Annotated in this window: 15 protein-coding genes and 1 other RNA gene; 11 read left to right on the forward strand and 5 right to left on the reverse strand. The window is 51.9% G+C overall.

Annotated features, from left to right (window positions below):
- Positions 1–55 precede the first annotated feature (55 nt).
- The 3 genes from rsmI (at position 56) to ygiD (ending at position 2,336) form a co-directional block, all read left to right on the forward strand.
- Positions 56–919 carry a 16S rRNA (cytidine(1402)-2'-O)-methyltransferase gene (gene rsmI, locus BIY29_RS02865; protein ID WP_121573588.1) on the forward strand — a complete coding sequence of 288 codons (864 nt, stop codon included), beginning with the start codon at positions 56–58 and terminating at the stop codon, positions 917–919.
- A gap of 32 nt (positions 920–951) precedes the next feature.
- An RNA gene (rnpB, locus tag BIY29_RS02870) (RNase P RNA component class A) lies at positions 952–1,330 on the forward strand.
- 220 nt (positions 1,331–1,550) lie between these two features.
- Positions 1,551–2,336, forward strand: a complete 786-nt coding sequence (gene ygiD, locus BIY29_RS02875) for a 4,5-DOPA-extradiol-dioxygenase (protein WP_121573590.1) — start codon at positions 1,551–1,553, stop codon at positions 2,334–2,336.
- 201 nt (positions 2,337–2,537) lie between these two features.
- On the opposite strand, the gene BIY29_RS02880 is transcribed toward ygiD, so the two are convergent.
- From BIY29_RS02880 to tolC, 3 genes are all read right to left on the reverse strand, one after another.
- A complete protein-coding gene (locus tag BIY29_RS02880; protein WP_121573592.1) occupies positions 2,538–3,698 on the reverse strand; it encodes a glutathionylspermidine synthase family protein in 1,161 nt (386 codons plus the stop codon).
- A gap of 10 nt (positions 3,699–3,708) precedes the next feature.
- Positions 3,709–4,377: a DUF1190 family protein gene (locus tag BIY29_RS02885; protein ID WP_121573594.1), complete on the reverse strand. Its 669-nt coding sequence runs from the start codon at positions 4,375–4,377 to the stop codon at positions 3,709–3,711.
- 431 nt (positions 4,378–4,808) lie between these two features.
- A complete protein-coding gene (gene tolC, locus BIY29_RS02890; protein WP_121573596.1) occupies positions 4,809–6,218 on the reverse strand; it encodes an outer membrane channel protein TolC in 1,410 nt (469 codons plus the stop codon).
- A 341-nt stretch (positions 6,219–6,559) separates the two neighbouring features.
- On the opposite strand from tolC, the gene nudF reads away from it, so the two are divergent.
- The 5 genes from nudF to parE all read left to right on the forward strand — a co-directional run bounded on the left by nudF (position 6,560) and on the right by parE (position 11,147).
- Positions 6,560–7,192: an ADP-ribose diphosphatase gene (gene nudF / locus BIY29_RS02895; RefSeq protein ID WP_121573598.1), complete on the forward strand. Its 633-nt coding sequence runs from the start codon at positions 6,560–6,562 to the stop codon at positions 7,190–7,192.
- A gap of 4 nt (positions 7,193–7,196) precedes the next feature.
- The gene (locus BIY29_RS02900; protein WP_121573601.1) at positions 7,197–7,628 is read left to right on the forward strand and encodes a DUF1249 family protein; all 432 of its coding nucleotides are present in this window, start codon (positions 7,197–7,199) and stop codon (positions 7,626–7,628) included.
- 85 nt (positions 7,629–7,713) lie between these two features.
- Complete coding sequence (gene cpdA / locus BIY29_RS02905; protein WP_121573602.1) at positions 7,714–8,541, forward strand: 3',5'-cyclic-AMP phosphodiesterase; 828 nt, start codon at positions 7,714–7,716, stop codon at positions 8,539–8,541.
- Positions 8,541–9,122, forward strand: a complete 582-nt coding sequence (gene yqiA, locus BIY29_RS02910; RefSeq protein ID WP_121573604.1) for an esterase YqiA — start codon at positions 8,541–8,543, stop codon at positions 9,120–9,122. The genes cpdA and yqiA overlap by 1 nt, the downstream gene beginning before the upstream one ends.
- A gap of 129 nt (positions 9,123–9,251) precedes the next feature.
- A complete protein-coding gene (gene parE / locus BIY29_RS02915) occupies positions 9,252–11,147 on the forward strand; it encodes a DNA topoisomerase IV subunit B (RefSeq protein WP_121573606.1) in 1,896 nt (631 codons plus the stop codon).
- Positions 11,148–11,233: 86 nt separating this feature from the next.
- On the opposite strand, the gene BIY29_RS02920 is transcribed toward parE, so the two are convergent.
- Positions 11,234–11,815 (reverse strand): NAD(P)H-dependent oxidoreductase, encoded by a 582-nt coding sequence (locus BIY29_RS02920; protein ID WP_121573608.1) that lies wholly within the window; start codon positions 11,813–11,815, stop codon positions 11,234–11,236.
- A 202-nt stretch (positions 11,816–12,017) separates the two neighbouring features.
- Positions 12,018–14,399 carry a TonB-dependent receptor domain-containing protein gene (locus BIY29_RS02925; RefSeq protein ID WP_121573647.1) on the reverse strand — a complete coding sequence of 794 codons (2,382 nt, stop codon included), beginning with the start codon at positions 14,397–14,399 and terminating at the stop codon, positions 12,018–12,020.
- Positions 14,400–14,755: 356 nt separating this feature from the next.
- On the opposite strand from BIY29_RS02925, the gene parC reads away from it, so the two are divergent.
- The 3 genes from parC to ftsP all read left to right on the forward strand — a co-directional run bounded on the left by parC (position 14,756) and on the right by ftsP (position 19,550).
- Positions 14,756–17,026 carry a DNA topoisomerase IV subunit A gene (parC, locus tag BIY29_RS02930; RefSeq protein ID WP_121573610.1) on the forward strand — a complete coding sequence of 757 codons (2,271 nt, stop codon included), beginning with the start codon at positions 14,756–14,758 and terminating at the stop codon, positions 17,024–17,026.
- 202 nt (positions 17,027–17,228) lie between these two features.
- Entirely contained in the window at positions 17,229–17,984 is a 756-nt protein-coding gene (locus BIY29_RS02935) for a 1-acylglycerol-3-phosphate O-acyltransferase (protein WP_121573612.1), read from the forward strand.
- Between the two features lie 147 nt (positions 17,985–18,131).
- Positions 18,132–19,550 carry a cell division protein FtsP gene (gene ftsP / locus BIY29_RS02940; protein WP_121573614.1) on the forward strand — a complete coding sequence of 473 codons (1,419 nt, stop codon included), beginning with the start codon at positions 18,132–18,134 and terminating at the stop codon, positions 19,548–19,550.
- Positions 19,551–19,553 lie beyond the last annotated feature (3 nt).

The following is a 19,553-nucleotide window of genomic DNA, read 5'->3' on the forward strand; positions in this document are numbered from 1 at the left end:
ATCCAGTGATTTTTTTAGAGATGCTCAATATTAAATCGGCAACCCGGATGAAACAATGAATCAAGACCAACAAGCAGATATTTCTGCATCGACCCTTTACATCGTCCCTACGCCGATTGGCAATCTGGGCGATATTACCCAGCGTGCCTTGGCCGTGTTGCAGTGCGTCGATTTGATTGCCGCAGAGGATACCCGCCATACCGGCCTGTTGTTACAACATTTTGCCATTAATGCGCGGCTGTTCGCATTACATGACCACAATGAACAACAAAAAGCAGACTCGTTATTGGCGAAGTTGCAGGCGGGGCAAAGTATTGCTCTGGTTTCTGACGCAGGCACTCCCTTGATTAATGATCCCGGTTATCATCTGGTGCGCCGCTGCCGCGAAGCGGGGATTCGGGTGGTTCCGTTACCTGGCGCCTGTGCGGCGATTACCGCGCTTTCAGCCGCCGGGCTGGCTTCCGATCGTTTTTGCTATGAAGGTTTCCTGCCGGCAAAAACCAAGGCGCGTACGGATACGCTGCGCGAGTTACTGGAAGAGCCGCGCACCTTGATTTTTTATGAATCGACACACCGGTTATTGGATAGTTTGCAGGACATGATCGATGTACTGGGGCCGCAGCGTTATGTGGTACTGGCGCGTGAAATCACCAAAACCTGGGAATCCATTCACGGCGCGCCGGTAGGCGAATTGTTGGATTGGGTGAAGGAAGATGAAAATCGTCGTAAAGGTGAAATGGTACTGATTGTGGAAGGGCATAAAGTGGATGTTGAAGCCTTGCCGGCAGAGGCACTGCGCACGTTGTCCCTGTTACAAAAAGAGCTGCCGTTGAAGAAGGCCTCCGCATTGGCCGCAGAAATCCACGGCGTTAAGAAGAATGCGCTGTATAAGTATGCTCTCGACCGGCAGGAAGGATGACAGGTAAAGTAAAACACTATACAATCCGCGCCGGAGTTGACCAGACAGTCGCCGCTTCGCTGCCGTCCCTTTCGGGGGAGACAGGCGGAGGGGAGGAAAGTCCGGGCTCCATAGGGCAGGGTGCCAGGTAACGCCTGGGAGGCGCAAGCCTACGACAAGTGCAACAGAGAGCAAACCGCCGATGGCCTGCGCGAGTGGGATCAGGTAAGGGTGAAAGGGTGCGGTAAGAGCGCACCGCACGGCTGGCAACAGTGCGTGGCAGGGTAAACTCCACCCGGAGCAAGGCCAAATAGGGGTTCACATGGTACGGCCCGTACTGAACCCGGGTAGGCTGCTTGAGCCAGTGAGCGATTGCTGGCCTAGATGAATGACTGTCCACGACAGAACCCGGCTTAACGGTCGACTCCAACTCTATTTATAAAAATTCCGCTCCGGCGGGTTTCCTTCATTTTTATACGGCCAACATGTGTTTCACCATGCATGTTGGCCGTTTTTTTATGCGTAGCTATTCTTTTCAAATTTCTTGATGATCTTCATCACCGATATCCGACTTTTTCTAATGCGTAAATGGCGTACAGTAATTGCATAACGTGCTGCTGCACAATGCTCACATTTTGTTAAGGATACGGCTATGAACAACGCTTCCCGTATGCCCGCACTGTTTCTCGGTCATGGCAGTCCGATGAACGTGTTGGAAAACAACCCTTATACCCAGGCATGGCGGACGCTGGGGGAAACATTACCGCGCCCGAAAGCCATTGTGGCGGTTTCCGCTCACTGGTACACCCGCGGCACAGCGGTGACGGCAATGGAAAGCCCCCGGACGATCCATGATTTCGGCGGTTTTCCACAGGCATTGTTTGATACCCGCTATCCTGCGCCCGGTTCGCCTGAGTTGGCTGAAAAAATTCAACAGCTTCTGGCTCCAATTCCGGTAGCGGCGGATCGCAGCGAATGGGGACTGGATCACGGCGCCTGGGGGGTACTGATAAAAATGTATCCACAGGCCGATATCCCCGTCGTACAGCTTAGTGTAAACGGGGCACAGCCTGCGGAGTATCATTACCGACTGGGGCGTAAACTGGCTGGATTGCGTGATGAAGGCATCATGATTGTTGCCAGCGGCAACGTGGTGCATAACCTGCGTATGGTTAAATGGGACGGGGAAGCAGAACCCTATCCCTGGGCTATTTCGTTCAATCAGTTTGTGCGAGATAACCTGAAATATCAGGGAGACAATCATCCCCTGATAAACTTTATGCAGCATGAGGGCGCGGCATTATCCAACCCAATGCCCGATCACTATCTGCCGCTGCTTTACGTGTTGGGAAGCTGGGATGGTAAGGAAGCCATCAGTATTCCGGTGGATGGAATTGAAATGGGTTCACTGAGTATGCTGTCGGTACAGGTGGGATAAACTATTTTGTTAAGGCACGGTATAAAAACCGTGCCTCAGACCATTGACAAAGCTCATTATTAGGGAGAGCGTGCTTAGGGGGCGTAGCGGCGTAAGCCGCCGGAGCGCCCCTCGGTACGGTAGGCCCGTGTATCTCAGGCTTACCGGCTACTTTGTCAGCAACATCGTATAAAAACCGTGCCTTTTTTCAGGTTATACCCGCTAGTCCAGAATGATATGCGGGTAAAAACGCGACAGATCCTGTGTAATCAGTGCACGATCTTCGCGCATACCGATGCCGCATGGTTGATCGTTTACCAGCCAACTGCCGATCAGCGTATAACTGTCGCCAAATTTGGGTAAGGGATGATATTGCTGGATGATCATGCCTTCTTCACCATACGGCCCACCCACAGCGGCAATCTCCTTGCCGTTTTCCACGATTTGAATATTGGCGCCTTCGCGTGAAAACAATGGCTTGATGACGTAATTCTCCAGCGCGGGGTGCTCATCTTCCGTGAAATAGGCGGGCAACAGATTCGGGTGGTTCGGGAACATTTCCCACAGCATTGGCAGCAACGCTTTATTGGAGATAATGCTTTTCCAGGCCGGTTCCAGCCAGCGCACACCTGCATCTTCAAGTTTGGTGGAGAATATCTCGCGCAGCATGAATTCCCAGGGATACAGCTTGAACAGGTTACTGATGATCTGGTTTTCCAGATCGGTAAACTGGCCTTTCTCGCCCAGACCAATTTCTTCCATATAAAGAAACTCACTCGGCAGGCCGGCTTCCAGTGCGCAATCCTGTAAGTATTGCACCGTACCGCGATCTTCTTCGGTATCCTGACAGCAGGCAAAATGCAGCAGGCCGAAGCCGTGATTCAGTTTGAGATCGTCAAAACGGTCGATCAGCTTTTCCTGAATGCTATTGTACTGATCGGCGGTTTGCGGCAGTTGCCCGGCTTTGATTTGATCTTCCAGCCACAGCCATTGGAAAAATGCCGCTTCGTAGAGCGATGTCGGCGTATCGGCATTATTTTCCAGCAGTTTGGCCGGCGTCTTGCCGTCATAAGCCAGATCGAGGCGAGAATAGAGCGAAGGTTGATTGGTACGCCATGAGGTTCTGACAAACTCCCATGTGTGCTTGGGAATGCGGAATTTCGCCAGTAACGATTCACTGTTGACGACTTTTTCCACCACCTGTAAACACATTTGGTGCAACTCTGCGGTGGTGTCCTCCAGCTCTTCAATCTGGGCGAGCGTAAACTGATAATAGGCCTCTTCACACCAGTAAGGCTCATCATACATAGTGTGAAAACGGAATCCGAATTCAGAGGCTTTCTCACGCCAGTCAGGACGTTCTTTAATGTCAATCCGCTTCATCAAATACGCCTCAGCCACCCATTGAGCGGGAAGTGCCGGAACTGGCGCTGCTGCGTTGCATACTGGTTTGTTTGGCGACGGTCTCACCAAATCCGCCGCGGGTAACGGTTGTGGTGGTAGCCGGTTTCGGCGCTAGCGCCGTTTTCGGTACGTTAATGGTACGACCTGTGGTGGCATTGCCGTAATTTTTACCGGTTGCATCCACAAATTTGCCGTTGGCCGGACTGGTTGGCGACTTAGAGGTAAACAGCGGCTGTTGCGCAAAACCTGAACCGCCCATCATCCGGCCCATCATGTAGCCGGCCATCAGCGGCATCCAGAAGCTGCCGCTCTGCTGGGATTCAGCGGCCGCGCCTACCCCGGCCTGCGCGGGCGCTGGAGCCTGGGTACATTGCGCTTCACCAAACTCGGCCACACAGTCTGCGCGGGTTGCATATTTAGGTGCGGTTTTTTCGGCTTCTTTCAGTGCGTTATTGTAAGCCGTTGTACATTGTTCGCTCATGGATGGATTGGCGCGTGAACAGTCATCGGCATTCTGATAAAGAGAAACGGTTTCATCAGCCTGCTCACAGCCAGCTAATATAAATACGGTACTGACCGCTAATGCGATGGGAGCCAGTCGGTACGTTCGCCATCCCTTCCGGAATGTTTCCTGATTGATATTTTTGGTACGTTTCATCGTGTTAATCCCAGAAAAAAGGCATCAGGCCCAATTATTAACAATGCGCTTAAGAATAGGGGAAGGTTGTTTGAATTTAAAGCACCAATGGTAGTAACCGGGCGACTCTTTACGTTGCTATACATTCAGTTGTGCAGTGTTTCGCTTTATCCGGCTGGCGGAGACAAAAAATCGCCGGGCGTGATTTTAAACGTGGCTGGCGGCGGCCCATAAGAGGGGCGGGATAGTCCGCTATAAAAAAAGGGAACAGCGTGTTCCCTTTCAGACTGCTGACAAAGTCCGATATTAGGGACAGCGTACCGATGGTGCCGTAGCGGCGTAAGCCGCCGGAGCGCCCCTCGGTGCGATAAGCCCGGGTATCTCGATCTCACCACTATGGGTTTGTCATCAAACTCAAAAGGGAACAGCGTGTTCCCTTTGAGCCGATATGATTACTGCTGCGGTACTGCGGATGCCGTTGTGGTGTCGACGAACGGCGTACCGCTGTTGTCGTCAGTGACTGGCGGCGTGGTCGAAACCGGCTGACCTAACGCGGCATTCAGCGCTTGCAGATCGTTTTCATTCAACGTACCCAGAGCGGATTTAATGTTCAGTTGATTAATCAGGTAATCATAACGGGCGCTGGAAAGCTGCTGCTTGGCGTTATACAGCGTGGTGGTGGCGTCCAGCACGTCAACAATAGTGCGGGTTCCTACCTGATAACCGGCTTCCATCGCATCCAGGGAGCTTTGCGCGGAGACTACAGCCTGTTTATAAGCGCTGATGCTGCTGATAGAGGCGGAAATATTGTTAAAAGAAGAGCGCACGGTTTGGATGACGGAGCGGTGGGCGCTTTCCAGCAACTCGCTGGCGCTGACGAAACTGTGTTGAGCCTGTTTCACCTGTGAACTGGTTGCTCCGCCGCTATACAGCGGTAAGTTAAAACTGATGCCCACCTGGTTCTGGCCTACGTCACGGTCAATATACGAACTGCCGCGCGCATTAGAGCCTGAATAGCTGGTATCACTCACGCTGGAGGATGCGGTCAAATCCAACGTAGGCATATGACCGGTTTGTGCGTAGCGGATTTGTTCACGCGCCAGATCCTGGCTCAGACGGGCGGACAGCAGATTCAGGTTGCGGTTTTCCGCCTCTTTCAGCAGATTGTTAACGCCCCCTGGTTTCTGGGTTGAAAACCGTTCGATATTCAGACCCGCCAGCTGCGGATAGAAATTACCGCTGACCTGACGCAGAACTTCTAGTGCGTTTTCCAGCGTATTGCGCGCCAAAACTTCATTCGCCAAGACGCTGTCATATTGCGCACGGGCGTTTTGGACGTCGGTTATCGCCACCAGGCCGACGTTAAAGCGCTGGCTGGTTTGATCCAACTGGCGGTAAATAGCCTGTTTCTGGGCGTTGATATAAGACAGCGAATCAATGGCGCGCAGGACATTGAAATACGCGGTCGCGGTATCCAGGATAAGCGTCTGTTGAGCGCTCTGATACGTGACATCTTCAATGCCGGCTTGTTTTTCCTGCAATGTCAGGGCACGCCATTTAGACATATCAAACAGCGTCTGGGTTAACTGCAATGACGCGCTTTTTTCGTCATTGTTAATGCCATTGTTATCCCGGAAACCGTCGGTATAGGTATAATCTGCGCCTAAACCCAATTGTGGCAACAGCGGGCTTCGGGCTTCGTTGATTTTTTCAAACGCCGCATCGCGGGTTGCTGCGGAGCTGCGTAAATCAGGATTGGTCGTTTTGGCTTGCTGATAAACCTGTAACAGATTTTCTGCCTGGCCTATGGCACTAAAACCACCCAGACTCAGACCGATAAGAAGAGGGAGCAATTTCTTCATTTGCATTCCTTGTTGTGCAGCAATGTCGCTATTGTAGCGCTGTCGATAGACGAATAGTCGCCGATTCTATCAGAATCTGCCAATAGGATAAGGTAGCTGAATGTGCCATCTTGCCCTGAAACCGACCCGATCAGGCAAGTTTCCGTCCTATTCGGGCCTGAGGTGAAGGGCCTTCATATTACAGATCGCACTTGCCGTATTAAAACCGTCTGCGGTAATAATGCCTGCTGAGACGGATTCTGTATTTATGTGAATCTACCACAAACAACAGCGAGTATGATGACTGGGATTTTCACCATACAATGATGAATTCCAATGGTACTCGTTACAGGAGCGTAGTCATGGTGTCTTCAGTACCCAGTCCGGTTACTTTCAATAAAGACGATGTAGAAATTATTGCACGTGAAAAATTATACAATGGTTTTTTTTCACTGGTACGCTACCGTTTTCGCCATCGCCTGTTTAATGGTGAAATGAGCGGTGAAGTCAGCCGCGAGATTTTTGAACGCGGGCATGCGGTTGTTCTGCTACCTTACGATCCCGTGCGCGATGAGGTAGTGCTGGTTGAACAGATACGGATTGCCGCTTATGACACCAGCGTATCCCCCTGGCTGTTTGAACTGGTGGCTGGCATGATTGAACCGGGAGAAAGTCTGGAAGAGGTTGCCCGGCGGGAAGCCCAGGAAGAAGCGGGTTTGGTTGTCGGTCGATGCCAACAAATAGTCAACTATCTTGCCAGCCCAGGTGGCACCAGCGAACGTCTGGCTGTTATGGTAGGGGAAGTGGATACCCGGACTGCGGCTGGTATTCATGGGCTGGCGGAAGAAAATGAAGATATCCGGGTGCATGTTGTCAGCCGTGAACAGAGTTATCAGTGGGTTGAGGAAGGGATTATCGATAACGCAGCTTCTGTCATTGCCTTGCAATGGTTGGCGTTGCACCATAAAAAACTGAGAAACGCGTGGGTGGATTGAACTTATGAAGCGTTATACCCCGGATTTCCCGGCAATGATGAGGCTATGCGAAACCAATTTCATGCAATTACGGCGTTTGCTGCCCCGTATCGACGAAGTCGGCGAAACTGCGGTTTATCACGTTAATCATGCTGTTTATCGCTTAACCATTCTTGAATCAACCCGTTACACCTCACTGGTGGAAATTCAGCAAACTGCGCCAGCAGTAAGCTACTGGAGTCTGCCAATGATGACGGTCAGGCTATATCATGACGCGCTGGTTGCGGAAGTGTGTGCCAGTCAGCAGATCTTCCGCTTCAAGGCACGTTATGATTACCCGAATAATAAGTTACATCAACGTGACGAAAAGCATCAAATTAATCAGTTTCTTGCTGATTGGCTAAAATATTGTTTGGCGTATGGTTCGATGTCGATTCCGGTTTTTGATATCCAATAGCTTTCACGGTTGTAGTAAACCAACGCAGCTGCGACTTGAAAGATAACGGGTATAGACAGATTTAAGTAACCAAGGACACCATCATTTGGAAAGCCTGTTGACACTTCCTGTGGCGAGTGGGGCCAGAATCAGGATTTTACAAATAACAGATACCCACCTTTTTGCCGGTGAGCATGAAACATTGCTTGGTATTAATACATACCGAAGTTTTCACGCGGTGCTGGATGCCATACAGGCCCAGCAATATGCGTTTGATTTAATCGTCGCGACAGGCGATTTGGCGCAGGATCATTCTCTGGAAGCCTATCGTCATTTCTCTCGTGGGATCCGTCAGTTGGATGCGCCCTGCGTATGGTTGCCGGGTAATCATGATTTTCAGCCCGCGATGGTCGATGCCCTGGCTGAAGCGGAAGTCGCCCCCTCTAAACATGTACTGCTGGGCGATAACTGGCAGATTATTCTGCTGGATAGCCAGGTGTTTGGCGTGCCGCATGGCGAACTGAGTGATTATCAGCTCGAATGGCTCGAGCGAAGTCTGCAAAGCCAGCCGGAGCGCTTTACCCTGCTATTACTGCATCATCACCCCCATCCTTCCGGTTGCACCTGGCTTGATCAACACAGTTTGCGTAACGCCCATAATCTGGCTGCTGTGCTGGCCCGTTATCCACGGGTGAATACTATTCTGTGCGGACATATTCATCAGGAGTTGGATCTTGGCTGGCATGGCCGCCGTCTGCTGGCAACGCCATCTACCTGCGTTCAGTTTAAACCCCATTGCACGAATTTCACCATTGACAATGTGGCGCCTGGCTGGCGTTATCTGGACTTGATGCCGGATGGTCAGTTGGAAACCGAGGTGTTTCGTCTGTCGGGGAGTGAATTCTTGCCTGATATGGATTCGGATGGTTACTGATGCCGACCTTACTCTACCTTCATGGCTTCAACAGCACGCCCCATTCAGCGAAAGCGACGGCGCTGAAAACCTGGCTGGCAAGCCGGCATCCTGAAATTGAGATACTGACGCCACAGCTTCCTCCTTATCCAACTGAGGCTGCCGAGATGATGGAGTCGCTGGTAATGGCGCGGGCCGGTAGGCCGCTGGGGATTGTTGGCTCTTCTCTCGGTGGTTATTATGCCACCTGGCTATCCCAGTGTTTTACCCTGCCCGCGGTGGTGGTGAATCCAGCCGTGAGGCCATTTGAGCTGTTGCTTGACTACCTGGGGGAATATCAGAACCCCTACACCGGCGAACAATATGTGCTAGAGTCACGGCATGTTTTCGATCTGAAGATAATGCAGGTTGATCCGCTGAAATCGCCAGATTTGCTGTGGTTATTGATTCAGACCGGGGATGAAGTTTTGGATTATCGCCAGGCGGTTGCTTATTACACGGCCTGTCGCCAAACAGTAGAATCAGGGGGCAATCACGCCTTTGTCGGATTTGAGCGCTTTTTTTCACCCATAGTGAATTTTTTGGGGCTTACGACAGACTGATCAACAGGATGCCAACAGCGATAGTAGCGACAGGGCAAAAATGAACGTAGCCTGTCATTCGCTGGTGAATAACACACCATCGGTACAGTTCACCACTTATTCCTTTAAAACAACGAATTAACTCAAACCATGACTCAATCAAGTTATAACGCTGATGCGATAGAAGTACTCAGCGGACTGGAACCGGTGCGCCGTCGCCCAGGAATGTACACCGATACCACGCGCCCTAATCATTTGGGGCAAGAGGTGATAGACAACAGCGTCGATGAGGCATTAGCAGGGCATGCACGCCGTGTCGATGTGATTTTGCACGCCGATCAGTCGCTGGAAGTGATTGATGATGGGCGTGGGATGCCGGTGGATATTCACCCTGAAGAGGGGGTGCCGGCGGTTGAACTGATCCTGTGCCGGTTACATGCCGGGGGTAAATTCTCCAATAAGAATTATCAATTCTCAGGCGGTCTGCACGGCGTGGGGATCTCGGTGGTCAACGCGCTGTCTTCACGTGTGGAAGTGACGGTACGGCGTGATGGTCAGGTGTACGATATGGCGTTCGAGAATGGCGACAAAGTACAGGATCTCACCGTAACCGGCACCTGCGGTCGCCGTAATACCGGTACTCGCGTGCATTTCTGGCCGGATGAAAAATTTTTCGACAGCCCGCGTTTTTCTGTTTCACGCCTGACGCACTTACTGAAAGCCAAAGCCGTATTGTGTCCCGGCGTCGAGATTGTTTTTAAAGATAAGCTCAATAATACCGAGCAACGCTGGTGTTATCAGGATGGATTGAAAGATTATCTGTGTGAAGCGGTGAATGGATTGATCACCCTGCCGGAAAAACCGTTTCTCGGCTCGATTGTCGGTGATACGGAAGCCGTTGACTGGGCGCTGTTGTGGCTGCCGGAAGGGGGAGAGTTGCTGACCGAAAGCTATGTTAACCTGATCCCCACCCCGATGGGCGGCACTCACGTTAACGGCTTACGTCAGGGCTTGCTGGACGCCATGCGTGAGTTCTGTGAGTTCCGCAATATTCTGCCGCGCGGCGTGAAATTGAGCGCCGATGATATCTGGGAACGTTGCGCTTATGTGTTGTCGGTCAAGATGCAGGAGCCGCAGTTTGCCGGACAAACCAAAGAACGTCTTTCTTCACGTCAGTGTGCGGCGTTTGTTTCCGGTGTGGTTAAGGATGCTTTCAGCCTGTGGCTGAACCAGAATATTCAGATGGCGGAACAACTGGCTGAACTGGCGATCGCCAGCGCCCAGCGCCGGATGCGCGCCGCCAAGAAGGTGGTACGTAAAAAACTGACCAGCGGCCCGGCGCTGCCCGGCAAGCTGGCGGATTGTACCTCGCAGGATCTGAATCTCACCGAGCTGTTTCTGGTGGAAGGGGACTCCGCAGGCGGCTCTGCGAAACAGGCGCGGGAGCGTGAATTTCAGGCGATTATGCCGCTTAAGGGTAAGATCCTGAATACCTGGGAAGTCTCTTCCGATGAGGTATTAGCCTCACAGGAGGTTCATGATATTTCGGTGGCGATCGGCATTGATCCTGATAGCGACGATTTAAGTCAGCTTCGTTACGGCAAGATCTGTATTCTGGCGGATGCGGACTCCGATGGTTTACACATCGCCACGCTGCTGTGCGCCCTGTTCGTACGCCATTTCCGCTCGCTGGTAAAAGGTGGCCATGTGTATGTGGCCATGCCGCCGCTGTACCGTATCGACCTTGGCAAAGAAGTCTATTACGCCCTCGATGAAGAGGAAAAAGCGGGCGTGCTGGAACAGCTCAAGCGGAAAAAAGGCAAACCCAACGTGCAGCGTTTTAAAGGCCTGGGTGAAATGAACCCGTTGCAATTACGTGAAACCACGCTTGATCCGAATACCCGCCGCCTGGTGCAGTTAACCATTAATGACGACGACATCGATCAGACGATGGCGATGATGGATATGCTGTTGGCGAAAAAACGTTCGGAAGATCGCCGTAACTGGCTGCAAGAGAAGGGCGACCGGGCGGAGATCGAAGTATAACGTATGTGTTTTCCGGTTTCAGGTAGGGGAAATCACGCTACTGCACGCCGCCATGAGTTAACTTCTCTTATAGCGGCGCACTTCTGTCAGGGGAAAATAGCGTCCAGGTGCTGCTGGTAGTGGATGGTATATGCGGGTACATCCGGCTGCTTCATCACATCATTACAGATAAACGTCGGCAACGGGGCTAACCCGATGAATTGATTGGCTTTATGAAACGGAAGATACACACCGTCCACGCCCACGCCGTGGAAGAATTGTTCCGGGTCTTCAAAGGCTTCCAGCGGCGCGTTCCAGGTCAACGACAGCATATATTTTTTGCCTTGCAACAGTCCGCCAGAACCGTATTTTTTGCTGGCGTCCGCCCTGGTTCGACCATCATCTGCATACAGTAAGCCATGCCCTGCGGTAAAAACTTCATCAATATATTTTTTCAGGATCCAGGGGGCGCCCATCCACCAGCCAGGCATCTGGTAAATGATGGTATCGGCCCAAAGGTAATTCTGCACTTCCTGTTCTATATTATAACCGTGATCGACAACGGTAACGCGTACGTCATAGTTTTTATTACGTAAGAAATGGGTTGCGATATCGGTAAGCGTATTGTTGAGCTGGCCTTTAGAGTGGCCGAATGATTTGCCCGCATTGATCAGTAAAATATTTCGCATGATAGGTGTTCCAGATTCGTGATTACATAGCGTGTTGACGTAGTTTAGGCGCTTTGGCGGAAGAGAGGAATATACGTATTGGCACAACACAGTTGGCTGAAACGCAATAATACGATGGCGGGATAAATGCCGTTTGAGGGGCTTTGGGGTGTTTAGCCTAATAACAGGCGGAACACATGGGTTCCGCCTGTTGTTCTGTTAATCAGAAATCAACATTAACGCCAAGCTGGAAGGTGCGGCCTGGCGCTACGGCTAACGCCTGTTCGTATCGATCCTGCGCCGTAGCCGTTTCAATATTACGGCTGCTCAGGTAATCCCAGTATTTACGATCGGTGATGTTGTAGACACCGCCGCTCAGTTTCACATTGGGCAGTACGCGCCAGTATGCAGTGAGGTCAATCAAGCCATAACCGGGAACGCGCATATATTCGACCGTCGAATCCGTAATGGCCGTACCGGTATTGTTATAGCTCTGCCTGTTTGTATCCTCTGCTTGTCTGCCTTTCTGGAAGGTAGAGGTTAACGCCGCGCCGTAACGCTGGTCTGGATCATCATAGGCAATACCCACTACGGCTTTCATCGGTGCCACGCTGTCCAGGTCGATGTATTTGTCGCCCAAATAGCTGGATTTGGCCGCGCCTTTGGTGTAACCGAATGCCAGCGTGGTGCTCAGGCCGTCAACAGAGGGGAACCAGGTGCCAAAGTTGATCTTGGTACTGATTTCACCTCCGTAGATATAGGCTTTGTCGCGGTTTTCCGCTTGAAAGGTCGTATTGATATTGCTGGGGACATTGACAAATTTGTCAGGATTGCCAGCGCGGGTATATCGGGTGTTGGCAATAAAGTTTTTATAGGTGTTGTAAAACAACGAGGTGCGGAACGTCACGCCTTCCGTTGCTTCACCTTTCAGGCCCCATTCAAAATTATTGCTGGTTTCGGTGTCAAGATCGCTGTTGCCGATAAAGGCATACTGGAACGGCCCCGCATAGTTGGCGTCCAGACTCCAGGAGCCGTAAAGCTGGCTGGCGTCCGGGAACTGGGCACCGCGCTTATATTGCAGATAGGTGGTCAGCTTCGGCGTGATGTCATAGAGGAAACTCAGGGAAGGTAGTACCTGAGTGTCGCTGTTGGCTTTGCTGTAGAGGTTGTTGACGTCAGAGGTGTCAATAACGCTGCTGTCAACGCTCAGACTGTTCAAATCCACCGGTTTTGTGCGTTGATGCACCACGCGTGCGGCGGGAACCACGGCGAAATTGTGCCCGGCCAGATCCCAGGTGATGGTGTCCTGTATGAAACCGCCGACGGTATAGCTCTCGCTGTTCGCCTCCGGTTGCATGATGTTATTGGCGCTGGTCTGGATAGGATCTTGTCTGAACGGACGATCGGTTTTGGATTCGCTGGCGTTGAAGCCCCAACTGAATTCATGCCGATCCCAGGCTTTTACCATACGGGTTTCCAGTCCATAGGTTTTGACATTATAGTCAGAATAAACCCGATAACTGTCGTGAGAGGAAAACACCTCTTGAGCCGTTGGCAGCAAGGTATTGTCGTGTGATTCACTGTTCTGGAAGAAAATGCGGCTATCGACAAGATCGACCAGGGTGTTGTTAACCGGTGTCCAGCGATCTTTCAGGCTGATGTTCCAGCGGCGGGTCTGGCTGCTTTGCTGCGCGGTGCCGTCAATGGTGTTGTTGACCGGATCGTTGCCCCAGTAATCATAATGGGTATGGTTGGTTTTATGATAGTAATCCACCGTGCCGGTGAACTGGTGTTGGTCATTCGGTTGCCAGATGGCGGAAGCCATGATGGCGTTCGAATGCCAGTTGACCGGATACGCATCGATAGTTCCGCTGTTGTTTTCGGTTTCCTGCCCGTCACGGCGGCTGATCACTATAATTCCGCGCAATTCGGCATCACCACCTGCGGCGGTGATGCCGTTATGCCAACCATGGTTGGCAGAGTCGTAATCACTCTGGAAGCCAAAGTATGAATGTTTGCTGGCCGACAGATAGTCATCGGCTGATTTAGGCAGGAAAGATACCGCACCGCCAAGCGCATTATTTGCGCGCTCGGCAGAGGTGACGCCAGACTCAATATTAACCCGTCCGTACATATAAGGGTCGATGTAGTCTCTTCCCATCCCAAACGTATTGAATCCTGCACGGCTGGCGTAACTGCGCCCGGTGGCATTGGGCAGGCTGATGCCGTCAACATCGATGGCCACACGGTTACTTTCTATCCCGCGGATATTGTAGCCGGTATAACCACTGCGATCGAAGCCGCTTTTACCTGCAGTCGAACCGCCGCTGGCGCCGGTCGCGCTAATCAATGGCTGGTAGCGCATAATGGTGCCAAAATCATTACCGCCGTTTTTCTGCATGTCGTCAGCCGTCAGCGTGACGGAAGAACCCGCTTTTTTCTCGATTTCAGGCGCATAAACGGTCATTACGTCGCCTGTCGGTTCTGACTCGTGGGCCGGATTAGTCTGCGAGGCGGTTTGACTGTTGGCGGCAGCGCTGTTCAACGCTGTACCCGCCACTATCCCGGTGAGGATGATTTTTTTGAGATTCTTATTTATTAACATAGTGATACTCTGTTGATAGGCGGCTGTCCGGCCAGCGACCAAAGGCATGGTCACGCTGGCAATAGACTTCAGCAGGAATGAAGTCTGTGTTTAATAACAACACGAAATTATCGTAATGATAATTGTTATCAAAACATTAAAAGTTATCATTCTCTTTTTCAATTGTGATTTTATTAAGAACTCTTAATAAAAATGTCATGCCGCCGTCATTCCTGCTTATTAAGCCAAGCAGCCTTTAGCTGTCGCGGGTCTCTGTTCTCTGTGACAGAGCATGGCCGGATAAGGTACTATTCCCGCCAAACAGACCGCCGTCGGAAAGAGCAATAATCGCGTTGCGATGTGAGGAAATGAGATAAATGAGCGAGATAACGCATGACGGCGCAGAAAGCCTTGCGCTGCACACGTTTACTGAAAATGCTTACCTGAACTACTCCATGTACGTCATTATGGACAGGGCATTACCGTTTATCGGTGATGGTCTGAAGCCGGTACAGCGCCGCATTGTTTATGCCATGTCGGAGCTGGGCCTGAATTCCAGCGCCAAATTTAAAAAATCCGCCCGTACCGTTGGCGACGTGTTAGGTAAATATCACCCGCACGGCGACGGCGCCTGTTACGAAGCTATGGTGTTAATGGCGCAGCCATTCTCCTATCGCTACCCGCTGGTGGACGGGCAGGGGAACTGGGGCGCGCCGGACGATCCGAAATCATTCGCGGCAATGCGCTATACCGAATCCCGGTTGTCCAAATATGCTGAAATTCTACTTAATGAATTGGGGCAGGGGACGGTTGACTATGTGCCGAACTTTGACGGTACGATGCAGGAGCCGAAAATGCTGCCTGCCCGTCTGCCGAATATTCTGCTTAACGGCACTACCGGGATCGCCGTCGGTATGGCAACCGACATTCCGCCGCATAACGTGCGTGAAGTTGCCGCGGCGGCGGTGGCGCTGATTGATAAACCTGACTCTTCACTGGAAGATTTGTTACAGCACGTTCAGGGGCCCGATTTCCCGACAGAAGCGGAAATCATTACCCCGCGTGATGAAGTGCGTAAAATTTACCAGAACGGGCGTGGTTCGGTGCGTATGCGCGCCATCTGGAAGAAGGAGGATGGCGATGTGGTGATCACCGCGCTGCCTCATCAGGTTTCGGGGGCCAAAGTGCTGGAGCAGATAGCCAGCCAGATGCGCGCCAAAAAATTACCGATGATCGAAGATCTGCGCGATGAATCCGACCATGAAAATCCCACCCGTTTAGTGCTGGTGCCACGCTCTAACCGTATCGATCTGGATCAGGTAATGAACCATCTGTTCGCCACCACCGATCTGGAAAAAAGCTATCGCATCAATATGAATATGATCGGTCTGGATGGCCGCCCGGCGGTTAAAGGGCTGGTGGAAATTCTGACTGAATGGCTGGTATTCCGTCGTGATACGGTGCGCCGCCGGTTGAATTACCGACTGGAAAAGGTGCTTAAGCGCCTGCATATTCTGGAAGGGTTGCTGGTTGCGTTCCTGAATATTGATGAGGTGATCCACATCATCCGCACGGAAGACGAGCCTAAGCCGGTATTGATGCGCCAGTTCAGCCTGAGCGAAACGCAGGCCGAAGCGATTCTGGAACTGAAATTACGTCATTTGGCCAAACTGGAAGAGATGAAAATCCGTGGCGAGCAGGATGAGCTGGCTAAAGAGCGCGATCAACTACAGGCGTTACTGGCATCCGAACGCAAGCTGAGTAATTTGCTGAAAAAAGAAATTCAGGCCGATGCGCAGACCCACGGTGATGATCGTCGTTCACCGCTGAAAGAGCGTGGTGAAGCGAAGGCCATGAGCGAACATGACTTCGTGCCTTCTGAACCTGTCACTATCGTGTTGTCGGAGATGGGCTGGGTACGCAGCGCCAAAGGACATGATATTGATCCCGCCGGGCTGAGTTATAAAGCGGGCGATAGCTTCCGTTCCGCCGCCCGCGGTAAAACCAACCAGCCGGTGGTGTTTATCGATTCGACTGGCCGCAGCTATGCGCTCGATCCGTTAACGCTGCCATCAGCGCGCGGCCAGGGTGAGCCGTTGACCGGCAAACTGACGCCGCCGCCGGGGGCGACCATTGAGCAGGTACTGATGGCCGCAGACGATCAACCGCTGCTGATGGCTTCTGATGCCGGTTATGGGTTTGTCTGCACCTTTAACGATCTGGTGGCGCGTAACCGTGCAGGGAAAGCGATTATCACCCTGCCGGACAATGCCAGGGTACTGCCGCCGCTGGAGATCAACGGTGATGACAATATGTTGTTGGCGATCACCGCCGCAGGCCGGATGCTGCTGTTCCCGGTTTCTGACTTACCGCAACTGTCGAAGGGGAAAGGCAATAAAATCGTGTCTATTTCGTCAGCGGATTTCGCCAGCGGCAAGGATCGCCTAAGCTGGCTGCTGCTGTTGCCGCCGCAGGCATCGGTGACGCTATACTTTGGTAAACGCAAGCTGGCCCTGCGTGCGAACGAGCTACAGAAATATTACTCTGAACGTGGCCGGAAAGGCACATTGCTGCGTGGTTTGCAACGTATTGACCGCATTGATGTCGATGCGCCTAAACAGGCTGGCGACGGCAGTAGCGAAGAGTAAATAATCAACGCCGGGAAAACGCGACAATATGATGTTGCGCTTTCCCCGCTCTGTCTTGATCCTTTCTCGTTTCACCTAATGAACAGATCGCCAGCCTTCCGCACAATGCAGCGGGAAAACCGACTATTTTATAAAAGGAATCACCGTGTGTTTTATAGCGAAGCCGCTATACTAGCGGCGGCTGTTGGCTAATGAGGTTGTTATGTTATTCATTCTTCGTTTTATTGTGGTGATTGTATTTTCGCTTCTGATCTGTATTTTTGGCTCTATCTACTGTCTTTTCAGCCCTAAAAATCCACATCATGTCTCGACATTCGGTCGTCTTTTCGGTCGCCTGTCGGTGGTTTTCGGTTTAAAAGTAGAAATGCGGATACCGGAAGAGGCGGCGCATTATGGTAACTGTATCTATATCGCAAACCACCAGAATAATTACGATATGGTCACAGCATCAAATGCAGTTCAACCAGGCACGGTTACCGTGGGTAAGAAAAGCCTGCTGTGGATCCCTTTCTTCGGCCCGCTGTATTGGCTGACCGGTAATCTGCTGATTGACCGCGAAAACCGCACCAAAGCGCATGGCACCATTGCTCAGGTGGTTAAGCATATCAAAGAGAAAAATATCTCCATCTGGATGTTCCCGGAAGGAACACGCAGCCGCGGACGTGGGCTGCTGCCGTTTAAAACCGGGGCATTTCATGCCGCCATTAGTGCGGAAGTGCCGATCGTGCCGATTTGCGTTTCCACCACTAGTAATAAAATAAAACTGAATCGCTGGAATAATGGCTATGTCATCGTGGAAATGTTGCCACCGATCGATACCCGTTCCTACACTAAAGAGCAGGTACGTGAACTGGCCGCGCACTGTCATGACATTATGGTGGCCAAACTGGCGCAGTTAGACGCAGAAGTCGCAGAACGCGAGGCGGCAGAAAAAAATAAGCCAGCCGGCAACCTTTGATCCGCGATGAAACCCGGCAATATCGCTGTTGAGGGTAGTTTGATTATTGATCGTGGTTTTGAACGTTCGGGTCAGGAATTTATATCTTGCGTACCCTCGTTCGGAAGCTGAATTTTGCATACGGTTTAACAGATTTACGGAGCAACTATGTCACTCAGCCGGCGTCAGTTTATACAGGCATCGGGTTTTGCGTTGTGGGCGGGGAGTCAGCCTTTGTCGGCGCGAGTCAGTGGAGCGGCAACCCCATTACCGATCCCCCCATTGCTGGAGTCGCGCCGGGGTCAACCTCTGTTTCTGACCATGCAACGTGCCCATTGGGCTTTCACCGGCGATCGTAAGGCGTCAGTCTGGGGCATAAACGGACGATATCTGGGGCCGACTGTGCGGGTGTTTGATGGGGATGACGTTAAGCTGATTTACAGTAATCGGCTCAATGAACCGGTATCCATGACGATCAGCGGATTACAGGTTTCCGGTTCGCTGATGGGAGGGGCTGCCCGTATTATATCGCCGGGTATGGACTGGTCGCCTGTATTGCCGATCCGGCAGCCATCAACCTCCTGTTGGTATCATGCAAACACGCCAAACCGTATGGCTCCTCATATTTACAACGGGCTGGCGGGTCTCTGGCTGGTGGAAGACAGCACCAGTAAATCATTACCGCTTCCCAATCATTATGGCGTGGATGACTTTCCGCTGATTATTCAGGATAAGCGGCTGGATAACTTTGGCGTGCCGATTTATAACCCACCTGGCAGTGGCGGTTTTGTCGGCGATACGCTGCTGGTTAATGGCGTGCAGAATCCCTATGTTGAGGTGTCCCGTGGCTGGGTACGATTGCGGCTAGTTAATGCATCGAATGCCCGCCGTTATGTTATGCGGTTGAGTGACGGACGACCGATTCACGTTATCGCCAGCGATCAGGGGCTACTGCCTGCCCCGATGGCGACGAATCAACTTTCTCTGGCGCCTGGCGAACGGCGGGAAATCCTGATTGATATGTCGCAAGGGGAAGAGGTTACGCTTACCGCGGGTGAGTCAGCCGGCATTATGGATCGTCTGCGCGGGCTGTTTGAACCGTCCAGCATTTTAATTTCGACGCAGATACTAACGCTTAAGCCGACGGGGTTATTACCCCTGGTGACCGATAATCTGCCGATGCGCCTGCTGGCGGATAATATTATCGAAGGCAGTATCAGCCGCACGCGTGAGTTTCGTCTGGGTGACAACCTGCCGGGCATCAATGGCGCAATATGGGATATGACCCGCGCCGATGTCCAGACCCAACTTGGCCGCTGTGAGCGTTGGCTTATTCATGCGGATACGCCTCAGTCATTCCATATTCAGGGGGTGAAGTTTTTGTTGCGTAGTATTAACGGCGGGGCGGTACCGATAGAGGATAGCGGCTGGAAGGATACGGTTTGGGTTGATAGCGATGTCGAACTGCTGGTTTATTTCACCCAACCATCATCACTGGCTTTTCCCTTCCTCTACTACAGCCAGACGCTGGAAATGGCCGATCACGGCTCAACCGGGCAACTTATTGTTCAGCAGCCTCCGGTCTGATGG

Origin of the sequence: Brenneria alni, from assembly GCF_003666245.1 — a bacterium.
Classification (GTDB): Bacteria; Pseudomonadota; Gammaproteobacteria; order Enterobacterales; family Enterobacteriaceae; genus Brenneria; species Brenneria alni.

Coding starts and splice junctions, on each gene's coding strand:
- rsmI (WP_121573588.1), top strand. CDS start 56: ATGAATCAAGACCAACAAGCAGATATTTCTGCATCGACCCTTTACATC.
- ygiD (WP_121573590.1), top strand. CDS start 1,551: ATGAACAACGCTTCCCGTATGCCCGCACTGTTTCTCGGTCATGGCAGT.
- BIY29_RS02880 (WP_121573592.1), bottom strand. CDS start 3,698: ATGAAGCGGATTGACATTAAAGAACGTCCTGACTGGCGTGAGAAAGCC.
- BIY29_RS02885 (WP_121573594.1), bottom strand. CDS start 4,377: ATGAAACGTACCAAAAATATCAATCAGGAAACATTCCGGAAGGGATGG.
- tolC (WP_121573596.1), bottom strand. CDS start 6,218: ATGAAGAAATTGCTCCCTCTTCTTATCGGTCTGAGTCTGGGTGGTTTT.
- nudF (WP_121573598.1), top strand. CDS start 6,560: ATGGTGTCTTCAGTACCCAGTCCGGTTACTTTCAATAAAGACGATGTA.
- BIY29_RS02900 (WP_121573601.1), top strand. CDS start 7,197: ATGAAGCGTTATACCCCGGATTTCCCGGCAATGATGAGGCTATGCGAA.
- yqiA (WP_121573604.1), top strand. CDS start 8,541: ATGCCGACCTTACTCTACCTTCATGGCTTCAACAGCACGCCCCATTCA.
- parE (WP_121573606.1), top strand. CDS start 9,252: ATGACTCAATCAAGTTATAACGCTGATGCGATAGAAGTACTCAGCGGA.
- BIY29_RS02920 (WP_121573608.1), bottom strand. CDS start 11,815: ATGCGAAATATTTTACTGATCAATGCGGGCAAATCATTCGGCCACTCT.
- BIY29_RS02925 (WP_121573647.1), bottom strand. CDS start 14,399: ATGTTAATAAATAAGAATCTCAAAAAAATCATCCTCACCGGGATAGTG.
- parC (WP_121573610.1), top strand. CDS start 14,756: ATGAGCGAGATAACGCATGACGGCGCAGAAAGCCTTGCGCTGCACACG.
- BIY29_RS02935 (WP_121573612.1), top strand. CDS start 17,229: ATGTTATTCATTCTTCGTTTTATTGTGGTGATTGTATTTTCGCTTCTG.
- ftsP (WP_121573614.1), top strand. CDS start 18,132: ATGTCACTCAGCCGGCGTCAGTTTATACAGGCATCGGGTTTTGCGTTG.